General features: G+C 67.9%; 13 protein-coding genes. 10 read left to right on the plus strand and 3 right to left on the minus strand.

The genetic code is table 11. The features are described 5' to 3' along the window. Positions 1-60: 60 nt before the first annotated feature. Complete coding sequence (locus AC1Q5B_RS12615) at positions 61-1,122, minus strand: LacI family DNA-binding transcriptional regulator (RefSeq protein WP_492632002.1); 1,062 nt, start codon at positions 1,120-1,122, stop codon at positions 61-63. Between the two features lie 113 nt (positions 1,123-1,235). On the opposite strand from AC1Q5B_RS12615, the gene AC1Q5B_RS12620 reads away from it, so the two are divergent. The 10 genes from AC1Q5B_RS12620 (at position 1,236) to AC1Q5B_RS12665 (ending at position 15,830) form a co-directional block, all read left to right on the plus strand. Beyond that, complete coding sequence (locus AC1Q5B_RS12620) at positions 1,236-3,416, plus strand: alpha-glucuronidase family glycosyl hydrolase (protein ID WP_492632003.1); 2,181 nt, start codon at positions 1,236-1,238, stop codon at positions 3,414-3,416. Beyond that, positions 3,413-5,392 carry a sialate O-acetylesterase gene (locus AC1Q5B_RS12625; protein ID WP_492632004.1) on the plus strand — a complete coding sequence of 660 codons (1,980 nt, stop codon included), beginning with the start codon at positions 3,413-3,415 and terminating at the stop codon, positions 5,390-5,392. The genes AC1Q5B_RS12620 and AC1Q5B_RS12625 overlap by 4 nt, the downstream gene beginning before the upstream one ends. Then, complete coding sequence (locus AC1Q5B_RS12630) at positions 5,389-7,152, plus strand: glycoside hydrolase family 43 protein (protein WP_492632005.1); 1,764 nt, start codon at positions 5,389-5,391, stop codon at positions 7,150-7,152. Before AC1Q5B_RS12625 ends, AC1Q5B_RS12630 begins: the two co-directional genes overlap by 4 nt. Next, positions 7,149-9,845, plus strand: a complete 2,697-nt coding sequence (locus tag AC1Q5B_RS12635; protein WP_492632006.1) for a glycoside hydrolase family 3 protein — start codon at positions 7,149-7,151, stop codon at positions 9,843-9,845. Before AC1Q5B_RS12630 ends, AC1Q5B_RS12635 begins: the two co-directional genes overlap by 4 nt. A gap of 63 nt (positions 9,846-9,908) precedes the next feature. Beyond that, positions 9,909-11,393, plus strand: a complete 1,485-nt coding sequence (locus AC1Q5B_RS12640; protein ID WP_492632007.1) for an MFS transporter — start codon at positions 9,909-9,911, stop codon at positions 11,391-11,393. Between the two features lie 17 nt (positions 11,394-11,410). Then, complete coding sequence (locus tag AC1Q5B_RS12645) at positions 11,411-12,448, plus strand: glycoside hydrolase family 43 protein (RefSeq protein WP_492632008.1); 1,038 nt, start codon at positions 11,411-11,413, stop codon at positions 12,446-12,448. Beyond that, positions 12,438-13,286 carry an aldose 1-epimerase gene (locus AC1Q5B_RS12650; RefSeq protein WP_492632009.1) on the plus strand — a complete coding sequence of 283 codons (849 nt, stop codon included), beginning with the start codon at positions 12,438-12,440 and terminating at the stop codon, positions 13,284-13,286. The genes AC1Q5B_RS12645 and AC1Q5B_RS12650 overlap by 11 nt, the downstream gene beginning before the upstream one ends. Before the next feature lie 77 nt (positions 13,287-13,363). Then, complete coding sequence (locus tag AC1Q5B_RS12655) at positions 13,364-14,320, plus strand: alpha/beta hydrolase (RefSeq protein WP_492632010.1); 957 nt, start codon at positions 13,364-13,366, stop codon at positions 14,318-14,320. Continuing rightward, positions 14,317-15,345, plus strand: a complete 1,029-nt coding sequence (locus tag AC1Q5B_RS12660; RefSeq protein ID WP_492632011.1) for a glycoside hydrolase family 43 protein — start codon at positions 14,317-14,319, stop codon at positions 15,343-15,345. Before AC1Q5B_RS12655 ends, AC1Q5B_RS12660 begins: the two co-directional genes overlap by 4 nt. 56 nt (positions 15,346-15,401) lie before the next feature. Next, positions 15,402-15,830: a DUF4124 domain-containing protein gene (locus AC1Q5B_RS12665; protein ID WP_492632012.1), complete on the plus strand. Its 429-nt coding sequence runs from the start codon at positions 15,402-15,404 to the stop codon at positions 15,828-15,830. Here AC1Q5B_RS12665 and AC1Q5B_RS12670 read toward each other — a convergent pair. After that, a complete protein-coding gene (locus AC1Q5B_RS12670) occupies positions 15,781-16,212 on the minus strand; it encodes a DUF3653 domain-containing protein (protein ID WP_492632013.1) in 432 nt (143 codons plus the stop codon). The genes AC1Q5B_RS12665 and AC1Q5B_RS12670 overlap by 50 nt on opposite strands. 564 nt (positions 16,213-16,776) lie before the next feature. Continuing rightward, positions 16,777-17,484: an SseB family protein gene (locus AC1Q5B_RS12675; protein ID WP_492632095.1), complete on the minus strand. Its 708-nt coding sequence runs from the start codon at positions 17,482-17,484 to the stop codon at positions 16,777-16,779. Positions 17,485-17,491: the final 7 nt, after the last annotated feature.

Genomic DNA, 17,491 nt, shown 5'->3' on the forward strand with positions numbered 1-17,491 from the left:
CGCATCGGCGCCGTCCGCACGAGTCTGCGGGACGAGGGCGCGGTGATGGCCCGTGGTGCGCTATCGGCGCTTCGGCGGAGCCGCTACCGAGTCGCGGGCGACCAGCCGGTGCGGCACCACGTGGTCCATCAGTACACGCGTGCTTTCGGTCTTGCGCCGGATGCCGCGCAGCAGGATGTCGATGGCCGCATTCGCCATCGACGCGATCGGCTGGTGGATGGTGGTGAGTTCCGGCCAGACGGTCGTGGCGGCGGAGGTATCGTCGAAACCCACCACCGAGAGGTCGCGCGGCACGTCCAGGCCGCGGCGATGCGCCACCGAGATCGCCGCGGCGCCCATGTCGTCGTTGCTGGCGAAGATCGCGGTCGGCGGCTTGCGATGGGCCAGCAGCTTCTCGGCGGCCTTCAGTCCGGAGCGGTAGGTGTAGTCGCCCTGCTGGACGAGGTCGGTATCCACGTCGAGCCCGGCCTCGTGCAGCGCGGTGACGAAGCCGTCGTAGCGACGCGAACTGGCGCTCAGGTCGCTGCGTCCACGGATGAAGCCGATGCGGCTGTGGCCCTGCTGGATGAGGTGTTCGGCCATTTCCCTGCCGGCGCGGAAGTCGTCGATCCGCACGCAGGAGATCTCGTCGCTGAAGCGGCCGGACGCAATGGCGACCACGGGAATGCCGGCCTTCACCAGTTCCGTCACCGCCGCGCGCGATTCGCACAGCGGCGGCGGCAGGATCACGCCATCGACGCGGGCGCCCAGTGCGCGTGCGGCCTTGCGCTCGGATTCGGTATCCAGATCGTCCCAGTAATCGACGACCAGCTGGATCGCGGTGCGGGACGCGACCCGCAGCAGGCCGACCAGCAGCTCGCGCAGGTAGGCGCCACTGGGATTGGTGTAGATCAGCGCGATGCGCGTGTGCTGCGCGGCCGCCAGCGAACTGGCGGCCAGGTTGGGCGTGTAGTCCAGTTCGCGCACGGCGCGCATGACGCGCTCGCGGGTGGCATCGCGGACCTTGCCCTGGTTGTTGATCACCCGCGACACCGTCATGGGCGACACGCCGGCCCGGGCGGCCACCTCGTCGATCGTTACGCCGCTGCTTTTGCGGCGGATCGACTTCTTCGGCTTGTCCAATACGCGATCCCTTCTTCTGCTGTGGCGCCGCCAGGCGGCGACCGGCCGGCCCGGCAGGGGCACTCGGCGGGATGATGGAACAGTTCGCGCCCGCCTGTCCTCTGGACATCCGAATGTTACCGCTAACCCTCGCGTCGGGCGACCGGCGGCGCTGGCTGCTGGCCGTGGCGTTGGCCTTGCTGGCATGCGCGGGTATGGCACGGGCGGAAGATGGCTATGCGTTGTGGATGCGCTACGTGCCGGCCGACGCCGCGTCGGCGGGCGGGTATCGCGCCCCTGCAGGAGACATCGTTGCGCCCGACCGGACTGCCACCCAGCGCGTCGCGCGCGAGGAGCTGCAGCGCGGACTGTCCGGCCTGCTGGGCATCACGCCTCGCCAGCGCTCCGCTCCCGGCGGTCGTGCGTTCGTCCTGGGCACGCCGCAGTCGTCGCCCTGGATCGCGCCGTTCCGTCGTGACCTGGATGCCCTGGGTGACGAGGGCTATCTGCTCCGCTCCACGCGGATCGGAGGACACGAGGTGGTCGTGGTGGCCGCACGCGAAGACATCGGGGTGCTGTACGGCATCTTCCACCTGCTGCGCCTGATGCAGACGGGTGCAACGCTGGACCGGCTGGAGGTCCGCGAGTCGCCGGCGATTGCGCGGCGTGTCCTCAATCATTGGGACAACCTCGACGGCTACGTCGAGCGTGGCTATGCCGGCGGGTCGCTGTGGGACTGGCATACGCTGCCGGACTGGCAGGACCCGCGCTACATCGACTACGCCCGGGCGAACGCTTCTCTCGGTATCAATGGCAGCGTCCTCAACAACGTCAACGCGAACGCGCTGAGCCTGTCGCCGGATTACCTGCGCAAGGCGGCAGCGCTGGCGGACGTGTTCCGCCCTTATGGCGTCCGCGTGTACCTGAGTGCGCGTTTCAGCGCACCCATCGAGATCGGCGGGTTGCGGACCGCCGACCCGCTGGATCCGGACGTGCAGCGCTGGTGGCGCGACAAGGCGGACGAGATCTACGCGCTCATCCCGGATTTCGGTGGGTTCCTGGTCAAGGCCAACTCGGAAGGGCAGCCTGGTCCGCAGGACTACGGACGTTCGCACGCCGAAGGCGCCAACCTGCTGGCCGACGCATTGGCGCCGCATGGCGGCGTGGTGATGTGGCGCGCCTTCGTCTACGCCCACGACGTGCCGGAGGACCGCGCGAAGCAGGCGTACAACGAGTTCGTGGGCCTGGACGGCGCATTCCGCGGCAACGTGCTACTGCAGGTGAAGAACGGTCCGATCGATTTCCAGCCGCGCGAGCCGTTCCATCCGCTGTTCGGCGCGATGCCGCGGACCCCGCTGACGATGGAATTCCAGATCACCAAGGAATACCTCGGCTTCGCGACGCACCTGGTCTATCTGGGGCCGTTGTACGAAGAAGTCCTGGGCGCCGACACCCACGCGCGTGGCCCCGGTTCGACCGTCGCCCGGGTGATCGACGGATCGCTGGACGGCCACGCGCTGTCCGGCATCGCCGGCGTGGCCAACATCGGCGACGACCGCACATGGAGCGGATCGCACTTAGACCAGGCGAACTGGTACGCGTTCGGCCGGCTGGCCTGGAATCCGCGGCAGTCGGCGCGCGACATCGCGGCCGACTGGGTGGCAATGACGTTCTCGCGCGATCCCGGCGTGGTGACGCCGGTCGTCGACATGATGATGGCGTCGCGCGAGGCGGCCGTGGACTACATGACGCCGCTGGGCCTGCACCACGTGATGGCGCGCGGTCACCACTATGGGCCGGGGCCGTGGGTCGATGGCGGACCGCGTGCGGACTGGACCTCGGTGTACTACCACCGCGCCGACCGCGACGGCATCGGCTTCGACCGCACGTCGCGCGGCAGCGATGCCGTGTCGCAGTACGCGCCCGACGTCGCAGGCGGGTTCGCCGACGTGGACCGCGTGCCGGAATCGCTGTTGCTGTGGTTCCACCACCTGCCGTGGGAGCACCCCATGGCGTCCGGCCGTCCGCTGTGGGACGAACTGGTTCACCGCTACACGCGCGGCGTGCGAAGCGTCGAAGCGATGCAGGCCACATGGGACCGGCTGCAGGGCAAGGTGGATGCCGAGCGCCACCGGCATGTCGCCGCCTTCCTGCGCATCCAGCGTCACGAGGCACAGTGGTGGCGCGACGCCAGCGTCGCGTATTTCCAGTCGCTCAACGGACGCGCACTGCCGCGCGGGGAAGCACCGCCCCCGCATCCGCTCGCGTACTACGCGTCGCTGCAGTTCCCGTTCGCGCCCGGGGACGGACGATGAGCCGGACGAGTGCGCTGGCAGGCAAGGCCGTGGCGCTCGTGCTGCTGTTCGGCAGCGCGGCCGCGCGTGCCCAGGACGCGCCGCTGCTGCACGCGCTGTTTCAGGACCATGCGGTGCTGCAGCGGGACAGGCCGATCCCGGTATGGGGCACCGCCAACGCGGGCGCAACGGTTACCGTCACCTTCGCGCGCGAGACGGTCACGACGCGGGCCGGAAAAGACGGTCGCTGGCACGCGACGCTGCGCCCGGTGGCGGCGGGTGGCCCGTACGAGCTCGTGGCCAGGGCAGGGCAGGCAACGCAGGTCGCGCGCGACGTGATGATCGGCGACGTGTGGCTGTGCTCCGGGCAGTCGAACATGGAACTCCCGGTCTGGCGTGCGCTCGACGCCAGCAGCGAGATCGCCTCGGCCGCGCATCCCCGCATCCGGTTGTTCACCGTGCCGCAGGCGGCGGCGGTGGCGCCGCAGGCCGCGTTCCAGAGTGCAGCCGCGTGGAAGGTCGCTTCGCCGGAGACGGCGCGCGATTTTTCCGCCGCCTGCTTCTACTTCGCGCGCGAACTGCGGAAGACCGTCGATGTTCCGATGGGGCTCATCCAGGCCGCCTGGGGTGGGTCGCGCATCGAAGCCTGGACCGGTGCCGATGCCTTGCGTGCCGGTGGCGGCATGGATGAGGCACTGGATGTCCTTGCGCGCTACGCACACGATCCCGCGGCGGCGCTGGCGCAGTGGGGGCGGCATTGGGAGCGCTGGTGGACCACGCGTGCCGGCGCCGTGCCCGGCGACATGCCGTGGCGGTCCGATGCCTCCGATACCGGCTGGCGTGCCGCGCCTGCGTCGCTCGGTGCGTGGGAACGCTGGGGCGTACCTGCGCTGGCGGATTACAACGGCATGGTCTGGTACCGCACGCAGGTGACGCTGACGGCGGCGCAGGCCGCGATGCCCGCCACGCTGGAACTGGCGCCGGCCGACGAAACCGACATGACCTGGGTGAACGGCGTGCCGGTCGGCAGTGGGAGCGGCGCGGGCGAGCCACGCCACTATCGGTTGCCGCCGGGTTTACTGAAAGCGGGTGCCAACAGGGTGGTGGTGAACGTGCTGGATACCTATCGCGATGGCGGGCTCGCGGGTCCGGCGAGCGCGCATGCGGTGCGTTTCGACGACGGTACGCGCGTGGCCCTCGACCCATCGTGGCGCTACCGGCCCGCGCCCGGCGACGACACGCCGCCCGGCGCGCCGTGGCAGACAGCGAACGGCCTGTCGACGCTGTACAACGGCATGATCGCGCCGCTGGGCGACTACGGCCTGCGCGGCATGCTGTGGTACCAGGGCGAGTCCAACACCGGCGAGGGCGCCGCCTATGCCGCGCGGTTGCGCATATTGCGCGACGATTGGCGGCGGCAGTTCGGCCGTCGCATGCCGCTGCTGGTCGTGCAGCTGGCGGGCTATGGCATGCCGCCGTCCACGCCGGGAGCGAGCGGCTGGGCCGGGCTGCGGGAGGCGCAGCGGCGGGTGGTCGCGGACGATCCGGATGCCGGGCTGGCGATCGCCATCGACATCGGCGATGCCTACGACATCCATCCGCCGAACAAACAGGAACTAGGCCGACGCCTGGCGCGCGTGGCGCGCCACATCGTCTACGGCGAGCGCGGGCTTGCGCCGTCCGGACCGTCCGCGCACAAGGCGACGCATGCCGCCGACGGCGTGCGGATCGTGTTCGACGGCGTCACCGGCGCGCTGACGACGACGGGCGCGAACGGTCCCATCGGCTTCGAACTCTGCGACCGGCAAACGCGTTGCGCGTACGCGGACGCCACGCTCGACGGGAACGCCGTCGTCCTGCGCGGCGAGCACGCGATCGATGCGACGCGGGTTCGCTACTGCTGGGCGGACGGCCCGGTCTGCACGCTGCGCGATACCGCCGGCCTGCCGGCCGGTCCTTTCGAACTTTTCCTCACGACGACCGAGGTGCCCCGATGAAGCTGTTCTCCCTGCGCATCCCACAGGACGATCGAGGCGAGGCGGGCGCATGCCGCGGGCGCCGTCGCGGCGCGCGTGGCGTGCTGATCGCCGCACTGCTGGTGCTGGCCACGCAGGTGCATGCGCAGCCGCCCGCCGCGCCTCCGGTGTACTTCGACTGGTTCGAGTACAGCGGTCGCGACACCGCCTTCGAGACGCCCCTGCCGGCAGGTCATTACCGCAATCCGGTGCTGGCGGGTTTCCACGCCGATCCCAGCATCGTCGCCGCCAACGGCAAGTTCTACCTGGTCAATTCCAGCTTCACCTACTTCCCCGGCATTCCGGTGTTCGAGAGCGCGGACCTGGTGCACTGGAAGCAGATCGGCAACGTCATCGACCGTCCCACGCAGCTGGATTTCGACGGGTTGAGCGTCTCGCGCGGCATTTTTGCGCCGACCATCGAGTTCCACGACGGCATGTTCTACGTGGTGACCACGGCCACCGACAGCGGCGGCAATTTCATCGCCACCGCGCGCGACCCGGCGGGACCGTGGTCGGATCCGCACTGGCTGCCGAGCATCGGCGGCATTGATCCGTCGCTGTTCTTCGACAGCGACGGCAAGGTCTATCTGCTCAACAACGACGAACCGCCGGGACCGGCGCGCTACGACGGCCATCGCGCTATCTGGATGCAGCAGATCGACCTGGCGCGCTTCCAGCCGATCGGTCCGCGCAAGGTGCTCATCGACGGCGGGGTGGAGCCGGAGAAGAATCCGATCTGGATCGAGGGGCCGCACATCTACAAGCGCGACGGCTGGTACTACCTGTCCGATGCGGAGGGCGGCACCGGGCCGCAGCATTCGCAGGTGGTCCTGCGCAGCCGCGACGTATGGGGGCCCTACGTGCCGTACGCAGGCAATCCCATCCTGACCCAGCGCGACCTGCCTGCGGACCGGTCGCTGCCGATCACCAACGCGGGCCACGCCGACCTGGTGGAAGGGCCGGATGGATCGTGGTGGGCGGTGTTCCTCGCCAGCCGCAACTACCAGCAGCGCCACTACAACACCGGGCGCGAGACCTACCTGTTGCCGGTGCAGTGGCGCGATGGATGGCCGGAGATCCTGCCCGCCGACCAGACCATCCCTTACGTCGTGAAGGCGCCTTCGTGGATGCGCGGCGACGCCACGCAGGCGCCGTCCACCGGCAACTTCGTGCATCGCGACGAATTCGAGGGCCCGGCGCTCGCCCCGGACTGGCTGCGCGTGCGCGTGCCGAAGACCGCCTGGGCGAACCTGGCCGCACGTCCCGGCTCGCTGGCGCTGACGCCGCTGACGGAAGGCCTGGAAACGCTTCGCAACCCGGCCTTCCTGGGTCGCCGACAACAGCACCTGCGCTTCGAGGCCAGCACCGCGATGACCGCGCCCGGGGAGGGCGTGGCCGCCGGACTGGCGGCGTTCCAGAGCGAGGCGTACTGGTACTTCCTCGGCGTACGTCGCACGACGGGGAATCGCATGGCGGTGTTCCTGGAAGCGCGCGAAGGCAGCGGCGCCACGCGCACACTGGCGACGAACGAGATCGAGGCCACCGACGCGCTCCGGCTGAAGATCGAAGGCGACGAGGGTGACTACGGCTTCGCCTTCGACGCCGGCGATGGCCGTGGATGGCGGATGCTGGCCAGCAAGGTCGACGGCACCGTGCTGAGTACCGATCGTGCCGGCGGTTTCGTCGGTGCACTGCTGGGACCGTACGCGCGCGACGAGCGCGCTCAGAGGAGCGAATGATGATGACGATGGTGTCCGTTTCCCTCGCCCGGCGCGTCGCGCCCGGGCTGTGCGCGCTGGCGCTGTGCGCAGCTGCGTGGACATCGCCTTCGGCGCAGGCGGCCGACGCGAAGCCGTGGCTCGACGTCTCCCGCAGTTTCGAGGCGCGTGCTGCGGCACTGGTCGCGGAAATGACCCTGGAGGAGAAGGCCGCGCAGATGCAGAACGCGGCGCCGGCCATCGAGCGACTGGGCGTGCCGGCCTACGATTGGTGGAACGAGGCGCTGCATGGCGTGGCACGCGCCGGACAGGCGACGGTGTTTCCGCAGGCCATCGGCCTGGCGGCCACCTTCGACGTGCCGCTGATGGGCGAGGTGGCCACCACCATCAGCGACGAAGCGCGCGCCAAGCACCATCAGTTCGTCCGCGACGGGCAGCACGGCCGCTACCAGGGCCTGACGTTCTGGTCGCCGAACATCAACATCTTCCGCGATCCGCGCTGGGGCAGGGGGCAGGAGACCTACGGCGAGGATCCGTACCTCACCGCGCGCATGGGCGTCGCGTTCGTGCGCGGCCTGCAGGGCGACGACCCGGTGTACCGCAAGCTGGACGCGACTGCGAAGCACCTCGCTGTCCACAGCGGTCCGGAGGCGGACCGCCATCACTTCGACGCGCGGCCGAGCAAGCGCGACCTGTACGACACCTACCTGCCTGCGTTCGAAGCGCTGGTGAAGGAGGGCGACGTGGACGCGGTGATGGGCGCCTACAACCGCGTCTATGGCGAATCCGCCAGCGCGAGCAGGTTCCTGCTGCGCGACGTGCTTCGCCGCGACTGGGGCTTCAAGGGCTACGTGGTCTCCGATTGCTGGGCCATCGTCGACATCTGGAAGCACCACAAGATCGTCGCCACGCGCGAGGAGGCCGCCGCGCTGGCGGTGAAGAACGGCACCGAACTGGAATGCGGGGAGGAATATTCCACGCTGCCCGCGGCGGTGCGGCAGGGCCTGATCAGCGAGGCCGAGATCGACGATGCGGTCACCCGGCTGTTCGCCGCGCGCATGCGGCTGGGCATGTTCGATCCGCCCGAGCGCGTGCGCTGGGCGCGCATTCCGTACGCGGTCAATCAGGCGCCGGCGCACGACGCACTGGCGGCGAAGGCGGCGCGCGAATCGCTGGTACTGCTGAAGAACGACGGCCTGCTGCCGCTGTCGCGCGACCTGAAGCGCATCGCGGTGGTCGGTCCCACGGCCGACGACACCATGGCGCTGCTCGGCAACTACTTCGGCACGCCGGCCGCACCGGTGACGATCCTGCAGGGCATCCGTGAAGCCGCGAAGGGCGTCGAGGTGAGCTACGCACGCGGCGTGGATCTGGTGGAGGGGCGTGACGATCCAGCCGCTACCCCACTCATCGAGGCTGCGTACCTGCGGCCGTCGGCCGACTCCCCCGAGCGCGGACTGCGCGGCGAATACTTCCGCACGCAGGATCTGTCCGGATCGCCCGCACTGGTGCGCACCGATGCGCAGATCGGCTTCCGCTGGGATCGCGGCTCGCCGACCGACAACCTGCTGGCGCGCGGCGAGGCGGCGCCGGGGCAGGGCATCCCCAACGACGGTTTCAGCATCCGCTGGAGCGGACAGCTGCTGCCCCCCGTCTCCGGTCGCTACCGGATCGAGGCGGCGGCGGACGACGGCTTCCGCCTCTACGTGGACGGCAAGCGCGTGCTCGACCATTGGACGAACAGCGACCGCCTGCGCAGCGACGGCGTTGACCTGGATCTGCAAGCCGGACGCGCCTACGACCTGCGGCTGGAGTACTACGATGCCGAGCGCGATGCCGGCGTGCGCCTGGCCTGGCGCATGCCGGGCGCCAAGCCGCCGTTCGAGGAGGCGCTGGACATCGCGCGCAACGCCGACGTGGTGGTGTTCGTGGGCGGCCTGACCGGTGACGTGGAAGGCGAGGAAATGACGGTCAACTATCCCGGCTTCGCCGGTGGCGACCGTACCGACCTGCGCCTGCCTGCGACCCAGCGGGCCCTGCTGGAAGCACTGCATGCCACCGGCAAGCCGGTGGTGCTGGTGCTGACCGGCGGTTCCGCGCTGGCGGTGGACTGGGCGCAGGCGAGCCTGCCGGCCATCCTGATGGCCTGGTATCCGGGGCAGCGGGGCGGCACGGCGGTGGCGGAGACCCTGTTCGGCGACGCGAATCCCGCCGGACGCCTGCCGGTGACGTTCTATACGGCGGACCAGTCGATGCCGGCGTTCGACGACTACACCATGGAAGGCCGTACCTACCGCTACTTCCGCGGCACGCCGCTGTATGCGTTCGGGCACGGCCTGTCCTACACCCGCTTCGACTACCGCAACCTGCGCACCGACGCCCGCACCGTGGCGGCGGACGGTCGCCTGCGCGTGCAGGTGGACGTGGCGAACACGGGCAAGCGGGCGGGCGACGAGGTGGTGCAGTTGTACGTCCGTCCGCTGAAGGCAGGCCCCGGCGATCCGCAGCAGGAACTGCGCGGCTTCCAGCGCATCCACCTGGCCGCCGGCGAGCGGCGCACGGTCGCGTTCGAACTGGCGCCGCAGCAGGCCCTGCGCCGCTACGACGAGGCGCGCGGCGCCTACACCGTGCCGTCGGGCCGTTACGAGGTGCGCGTGGGCGGCTCGAGTGCCGACGCCCGCGTGCAGGCCCATTTCGACGTGGAGGCACGATGATCGACCCGCACCGGTCCGGACGCGCGCCGTCCGTCCCACCCCGCCGCCAAGGAGCCATGCCGCATGGCCAGTACTGACCACACCTTGTCGATCCGCGAGAAGCTGGGCTACAGCCTGGGCGATCTGGCGGCGAACCTGATCTTCCAGACGCTGATCACCTATCTCGCGTTCTTCTACACCGACGTCTACCGCCTGCCGGCAGCGACCGCCGCGACGATCATCTTCGTGGTCGGTCTGCTGGGCGCGTTCGTGTTCACGCCATTGATCGGCATCGCCGCCGATCGCACGTCGACACGCTGGGGGAGGTTCCGGCCGTGGATCCTGTGGACGGCGGTGCCGTTCGGCGTGCTGTCGTTGCTGGCCTTCAGCACGCCGGACTTCAGCGAGCGGGGAAAGGTCGCCTACGCGTTGATGACCTACAGCCTGCTGGTCCTGGTCTATGCGGCGAACAATCTGCCGTACTCCGCGCTCAGCGGCGTATTGACCGGCAGCATGGCACAGCGCAACAGCCTGTCCGCCTATCGGTTCGTCGCGGTGATGATCGCGCAGTTCATCATCCAGGTGCTGCTGATGCCGCTCGTGCTGATCCTCGGCGACGGCGACCGCGTGCTCGGCTTCGAGCGGGTGATGACGGTCTTCGCCGTGGTGGGCACGGTGTTCTTCCTTATCACCTTCGCCACCACGCGCGAACGCATCGTGCCGACGAAGGAGCAGTCCGGGGGCGTGATGCAGGACCTCGCGGACCTCGCGCGCAACCGTCCCTGGCAAGTGATGCTGGCCTTGACCGTGCTGGTGTTCATCAACCTGGCGCTGAAAGGCGGCACGTACATCTACTATTTCCAGTACTACATGGACGAGGCGGCGCTGGCGGGTTTCCTGGCCGATTCGGGATTCAACGGATTCATCGCCGCCCTGAACGCGACGCTCACCGGCGCAGGCCTGTCCGGCTTTACCTGGCCGGAGGATCCCGCCACCTCCACCTTCAGCCTGTTCAACGGCAGTGGCATCCTCTGCATGATCCTGGGCATCGGCGTGTCGCGCAGGCTGGCCGACCGCTTCGGCAAGCGCGATGTGTTCGGCGGCGCGCTGTTCGTGTCGACGCTGTTCCTGCTCGCGTTCTACGTGTTTCCGCCCACCGCGGTCGCGCTGGCCTTCGGTGCCTTCATGCTGCACGGCTTCTGCTACGGCATCACCATCCCATTGCTGTGGGCGATGATCGCCGACGTCGCCGACTACTCGGAATGGAAGAACCACCGTCGCGCCACCGCCATCATCTTCTCCGCCATGCTGTGCGGCCTGAAGATCGGCCTGAGCGTCGGCGGCGCGCTGGTCGCCGGCATCCTGGCGTATTACGGCTACCAGGCCGGTGCCGCCGAACAATCGGCCGCGGTCGTCGACGGCATCCGCCTGACCGTCAGCGTCTACTGTTCCATTCCCTTCCTGGTCGCGGTGGCGCTGCTCTTCCTCTATCGGATCGACAAGCCGATGGAAACGCGCATCGAACACGAACTCGACCAACGTCGCCGCACCGCGGGCGTAGCCGCGTGACCTCCACGTCCCTGCCCATGAACGACACGCCTGTCCACGACGACGCCACGCCGCGCTCCGCCGACCTCGAACACCTCGCGGAGCGCGCGATCTCCCGGCCGCTGGTCACCCACATCTACACGGCCGATCCATCGGCGCACGTATTCGAAGGGCGGCTCTACATCTATCCCTCGCACGACATCGACGGCGGTGGCGCCTTTGATGACGAAGGGGGGCACTTCGGCATGGAGGACTACCACGTGCTGCGCATGGACGCGCCGGATGGCGAGGCCACCGACTGCGGCGTGGCGCTGCATGTGCGGGACGTGCCGTGGGCCGCCCGGCAGATGTGGGCGCCGGATGCCGCCCATCGCGACGGTCGCTATTACCTCTACTTTCCTGCCAAGGACACACACGGGCTGTTCCGTATCGGCGTCGCGGTCGCCGACCGACCGGAAGGTCCGTTCGTTGCCGAGCCGTCTCCGATAGACGGGGCGTACTCGATCGATCCGGCGGTGTTCGAGGACGACGACGGGTCGCACTACCTGTACTTCGGCGGCATCTGGGGCGGCCAGTTGCAGCGATACCGCGACAACGTCTACGACGCGATGCAGGGAGAACCGACGGGCGATGCGCCCGCGCTCGGCCCGCGCGTCGGGCGACTGGATGCCGGCATGAAGGCGTTGGCGGAGCCTACGCGGGAAATCGTGATCCTCGACGAACAAGGCGTGCCCCTGCGTGCCGACGACCACGCCCGCCGATTCTTCGAGGGCCCTTGGCTGCACAAGCATGAAGGTCGCTACTACCTCTCGTACTCCACCGGCAACACGCACCTGCTGTGTTATGCGGTGGGCGACAGTCCGTACGGGCCGTTCACCTATGGCGGCGTGATCCTGACGCCGGTCGTCGGCTGGACCACGCACCATTCCATCTGCGCCTTCGAGGGGCAGTGGTATCTGTTCTATCACGATGCGCTGCACTCCGGCGGCGTGACGCATCTGCGCACCGCCAAGTGCACCGTGCTGCACCACGAGCCGGATGGCCGCATCCGCACGATCGATCCCTATGGCGGCTGATCCGCGCGATGCCGCCTGGGATGATGCGCTGGCGCCGATGCCGGCGGGTCCGTTGCATTGGCTGCGCGCAGGGCGGCTGGACGTCGCGCTGGCGCCGGACGCCGGCGGTCGTATCGCGCAGATCCGCTACGACGGCGTGGACTGGCTGATCGGACCCGACGACGGTTGGCCCGCGACCATCGCGTGGGGTTGCTATCCGATGGCGCCGTGGGCCGGACGCGTGCGTGCAGGACGCTTCGATCTCGACGGTCGCGCCCATGCGTTGCCGGTGAACTTCGGTGGGCACGCGATCCATGGCGTCGGCTTCTCGCGGCCCTGGCGGATCGACACGCGGGAGACCGACAGCGCCACGCTGTCGCTGGCGCTTCCACGCGACGCCTATTGGCCGTTCGGTGGCACCGCGACACAATCGGTACGCGTGGCGGGCGACCGCCTGCAACTCGAACTGGTCGTGCAGGCCGGGGAACAGGCGATGCCGGCGGTGCTGGGCTGGCATCCATGGTTCCGCAAGCCCGACCGCCTGGTGTTCGCACCCGCCGCGATGTATCCGCGCGACGGCGAGGGTATCGCGACGCTGCCGCGGGTGGCGCCCATCCCCGGTCCGTGGGACGACTGCTTCGTGGCGGATGACGGGATCGCGTTGGAGCGTGGCCGGCAGCGCCTCCACCTGCGCGCCGACACCGATCACTGGGTCGTGTACGACGCGGCGTCCCATGCGACTTGCGTCGAGCCGCAAACCGGCCCGCCGGACGCGTTCTCGCTAGCGCCACGCGTACTGCAGCCGGGGCAACAGCACCGGCTTTCCTTCGAACTCGCCTGGCATGCACGCGACGAATGACGGGGTGGATGCCGGGTGAACACCACGCGCTCCGTCGTTGCCGCTGGAGAATGACGATGCACCCCAGTCGCCCTTGCATGACCGCTTTCCACCGTATCGCGCTCGTGGCGATGGCATGGCTGAGTGTGGGCCCGGTCCGCGCGCAGGAAGATGCGATGGTCGCCATCGCCACGCCGGACCAGCCCACGGCGATCGTGCTCGGCACCGGGTTGCTGCCGGGGGCACGGCATGCCGAAGCGTGGCATCGCCAGTACGGCAGCGTGTTCGCTCGCAATGTCACTGTGGCCACGCTCACGCCTTTCCTGCCCGATCCCGCCAAGGCCACCGGCACGGCCGTGATCGTCGCGCCGGGCGGCGGCTTCCGCTCGCTGTCCATGCAGAACGAGGGCTGGGACGTGGCGCGTGCCTTGGCCGATCGCGGCGTCGCTGCGTTCGTGCTGAAGTACCGGCTGGAACAGACCCCCGTCGACCTGGACGGCTTCGCGCACTCCATGCGCGAGATGCTGTCCAGCCCGGTACCCGCACACCGGATCGATCCCGCCGCATCGATCTCCCGACTCGGCCCTCAGATTGCCGACGCACGCGCCGCGTTCGCACGCGTGCGTGACCGTGCGGAAGAGTGGGGTATCGATCCACAGCGCATCGGCATGGTCGGCTTCTCGGCGGGTGCCATGTTGACGCTGGCCACGACCCTTGCCGGCGAGGACGCCAGACCCGCCTTCATCGGTACCGTTTATGGTCCATTGGCGCCGCTGGACGTGCCGCCGGATGCGCCGCCGCTGTTCGTGGCCATTGCCGCCGACGATGGCCTGTTCGCCGGTGGCGGGTTCGGCCTGGTCGAACGCTGGCGCGCCGCAAGGCGGCCGGTCGAATTCCATCTGTACGAGCAGGGCGGGCATGGCTTCGGCATGTACCGCAAGCCGACGACGAGCACCGGCTGGTTCGACGCCTTCGCACGCTGGATGGCGATGCACGGGTGGCTGGAACCCGGAGGGCAGGGCAGTGCGGTCCACACGGAGGAGAAGACACCATGACACCGCATCGCACCGCAGGCGCCTTGTTCCTTGTCGCATCACTGATGCTTCCGTGGGCGGGGGAGGCGGCCGCGCAGGCGCCCGCTTCTCCTGCGCCACGGTCGAACCCGCTGATCCGCGACAAGTTCACCGCCGATCCGGCGCCACTGGTGGTCGGGGACCGTCTGTACCTGTATGTCGGCCACGACGAGGCGCAACGCGACGAGATGTTCAACATGCGCGAGTGGCTGGTCTATTCGACGACGGACATGGCGACCTGGGTCGACAACGGCCCGATCATGAAGGTGGCCGATTTCGCGTGGGCCAAGGCCGATGCCTGGGCGTCGCAGGCCATCGAGAAGGACGGCCGGTTCTGGTTCTACGCCGCGGTCGAACACGACGACACGCAGCCAGGCAAGGCCATCGCGGTCGCCGTGTCGGACAGCCCGACGGGCCCGTTCGTGGATGCGAAGGGCGCGGCCCTCGTCACCAACGCGATGACACCCAAGGGCACGCACAGTTGGGAGGATATCGATCCGACGGTCCTCACCGACGACGATGGCACCACCTGGATCGCCTGGGGCAACCGGCAGTGCTACATCGCCCGGCTCAAGCCGAACATGATCGAGATCGACGGCCCGATCACCGAGATCACGCCGCCCCACTTCGAGGAAGGTCCGTGGCTGCACAAGCGCGACGGTCTCTATTACCTGACCTACGCATCGCTGGACCGGGCGACGCACCGCGACGAGAAGGTGTCCTACGCGACGGCCACCTCGCTGCAGGGGCGGTGGACGTACCGAGGCGAACTGACCGGGTCGGGCAAGTACAGCTTCACCATCCACCCGGGCATCGCCGAGTTCAAGGGCCACTGGTACCTGTTCCTGCACAACGCCGCGCTCACCATCGGCGACCAGAACGGCGCCATCGGTCGCCGGGCCGTGACCGCGGAATACCTGCAGTACAACGCCGACGGCACGATGAAGCCGGTGGTTCAGACGGATGAGGGCATTTCGGTGCCTCCGAGGGATTTGGGAAAGCGGTAGGGAGCGGCGCACGCTCACGCGGTGTATGCTCGGCGCCGGAAGCGTAGGGGTGCGCCATGAAATGGATCTTTCTTGCCGCCATGCTGGCCTCGGTGCCGGCATCGGCCCAGTCGATTTACAAATGCCGTGATGCAAAGGGCGGGGCGGTCTACCAGTCTGCCCCCTGCCCGGAAGCTGAAAAGCGCTGGGACACCCAGCCGCGCAATTACACGTGGGAAGACCACCATAAGCGCCAGGCCGCAGAGACCTCTATCGAGCGTGATCGGCGGCAGGTGAGGGCGCGCAACGACGCTCAGCGGCCTGTCACCGTTGGCATCGGCGTTGGTGGGACATCTCGCGCTACAGGAGCATCGATTCCTACGAGTACCTCGACCTGCGGCATGGTGCGATCCGAGCGCGATAAGAGCTATGACAGGCGAGGTACGCGACGAACATTCAACGAGTCGCGTGCTTGGAGTGACGCGGTTTGGGAAGCTTGTAAGTAGTCACTCGCTCTGGGATAAACGATATGGCGTACGCCAGCCCGCAGTACTCCCTTTCCGAAGTAAGGCGTGCCGGGAGGGTCCTTCGTTCCACAGACGCCGTCCAATCTGAATTGGATTGGGCCATGTCGGTGCTTGGAAACTGGCGAGCTGCGCATGCGTATCCCTGAACACCTTTCAGTCCACGCTTATTCAGGCCAGCGCGGCGCAGTTCCATGGTGTCGCGCCACAGCAGCCCAGCGAGGCGCTGTGGCGTGATCCTGTCGCCATCCGGGCCGATCAGGTGCCGGCCGCTGGCGGAGAACCGCCAGCCTTGCCAGTGGCCGGGAACGTCGGTGAGGATTTCTACGATCTGCGGGGCGTTGCGGTTCAAGCGGTGCGGCATGCGTCAGGCCTCCATGTGACGGCCTTGGAACCACGCAGTTTCCATGCCAGCCAGAGCTTGAACAGGTGCCACCACCAGCCCCAGTCCGCTTTGACATAATAGGCATTATGCGAAATTTAAGATGATCCGTAAGAAGTCACTCCTTTGTGTCGGTGATCATAATTGAGGGTCGGCAGGGATTCGTGAGAAAAACAGCCGAATCGGCTCTAACACCATGATTCAACGAGGAAACACCCCTCGACGTCAGGCAGTGCGTGGATTACAGACTTAGGCTTGATCGAACCAGAAGCCGCGTGACCCAGGCATTTCTGAAGTGCTGCTTAGGCACGCGTGCCCTTCTTGAATATTGGATTCAAGAGTTTCCACGCTCCTGACCCAACGGAAACCCTCAAGAAGGCTCCGACCATCGCCTGATCCATTGCAGTAGTTCCTCGTGCGGGATCGTACGTCCAGCGTCGACGTCGGCGATACCTTCGCGGGTCCGCCGATCCTTCTCTTCCTCGGTCAATTCCGGAAGGAGTGCTAGCAGTTTGTCTTCAGGGCTCATAGGCCGATGAGCTGCGCTCAAGTTGGCTTGATTCTCGTGAACATGGGCACGATCTGGGGATCATCCAGGCCCGCCGGCAAAGGCTGCGATACGTCGTGGACCGCCAAGTCGATGATGACGTCCAAATCTGAGCATAAGGGCTGTATGGCGGTGGTCACCAGACGAGCCGCCCGCTCGGCGAAAGCCAGGTCGACCACCAGCCAGATCAACAGACCGGGAGGCTGTTCGACGCCCCCCGACGAGTGAGTTTCCAGGAGATACGCCGACGAGACGAAGTCGGCGTGTTCAAGGCTGCCGCTGATGGCCGGAGCGAGCCAAGCCGGTGCGGCTTGGGCAGGTCTCACCGCGAACTCCGCCGGCTCCAGCCGTTCCACCCTGGCCAGAAAGCCCGTATCCAACAATGCCGCAACCTCTTCCGGGTAGAGGACAACGCCGTCGTCGTTGGGATTGAGCATCAACGTAGCGCCGCGAGTACCGGTTAGCAGCTCACGGCCTGGAACTCCCAGAATTCTGACAGCAGCCGAACTGGCCGCCTGCGCCTTGTCGAGCGAGGTAAAGAAGGGGATCGCATCGAAACCGTCAGGATGGCGGAACTGGACCAGCCGCAGTGTCCGCGCGTCATCCGAGACGGGCGCATGCACGTACACGATCGCATCCATCAGTCGCTTGAAGAATGCGCGTTCCTGGGGTTCAGCCGAGATACGTGTAAAAATGCCCCATAGAATCTGATTT

The sequence above is a fragment of the Pseudoxanthomonas sp. GW835-FHT14C01 genome (genome assembly GCF_058793715.1).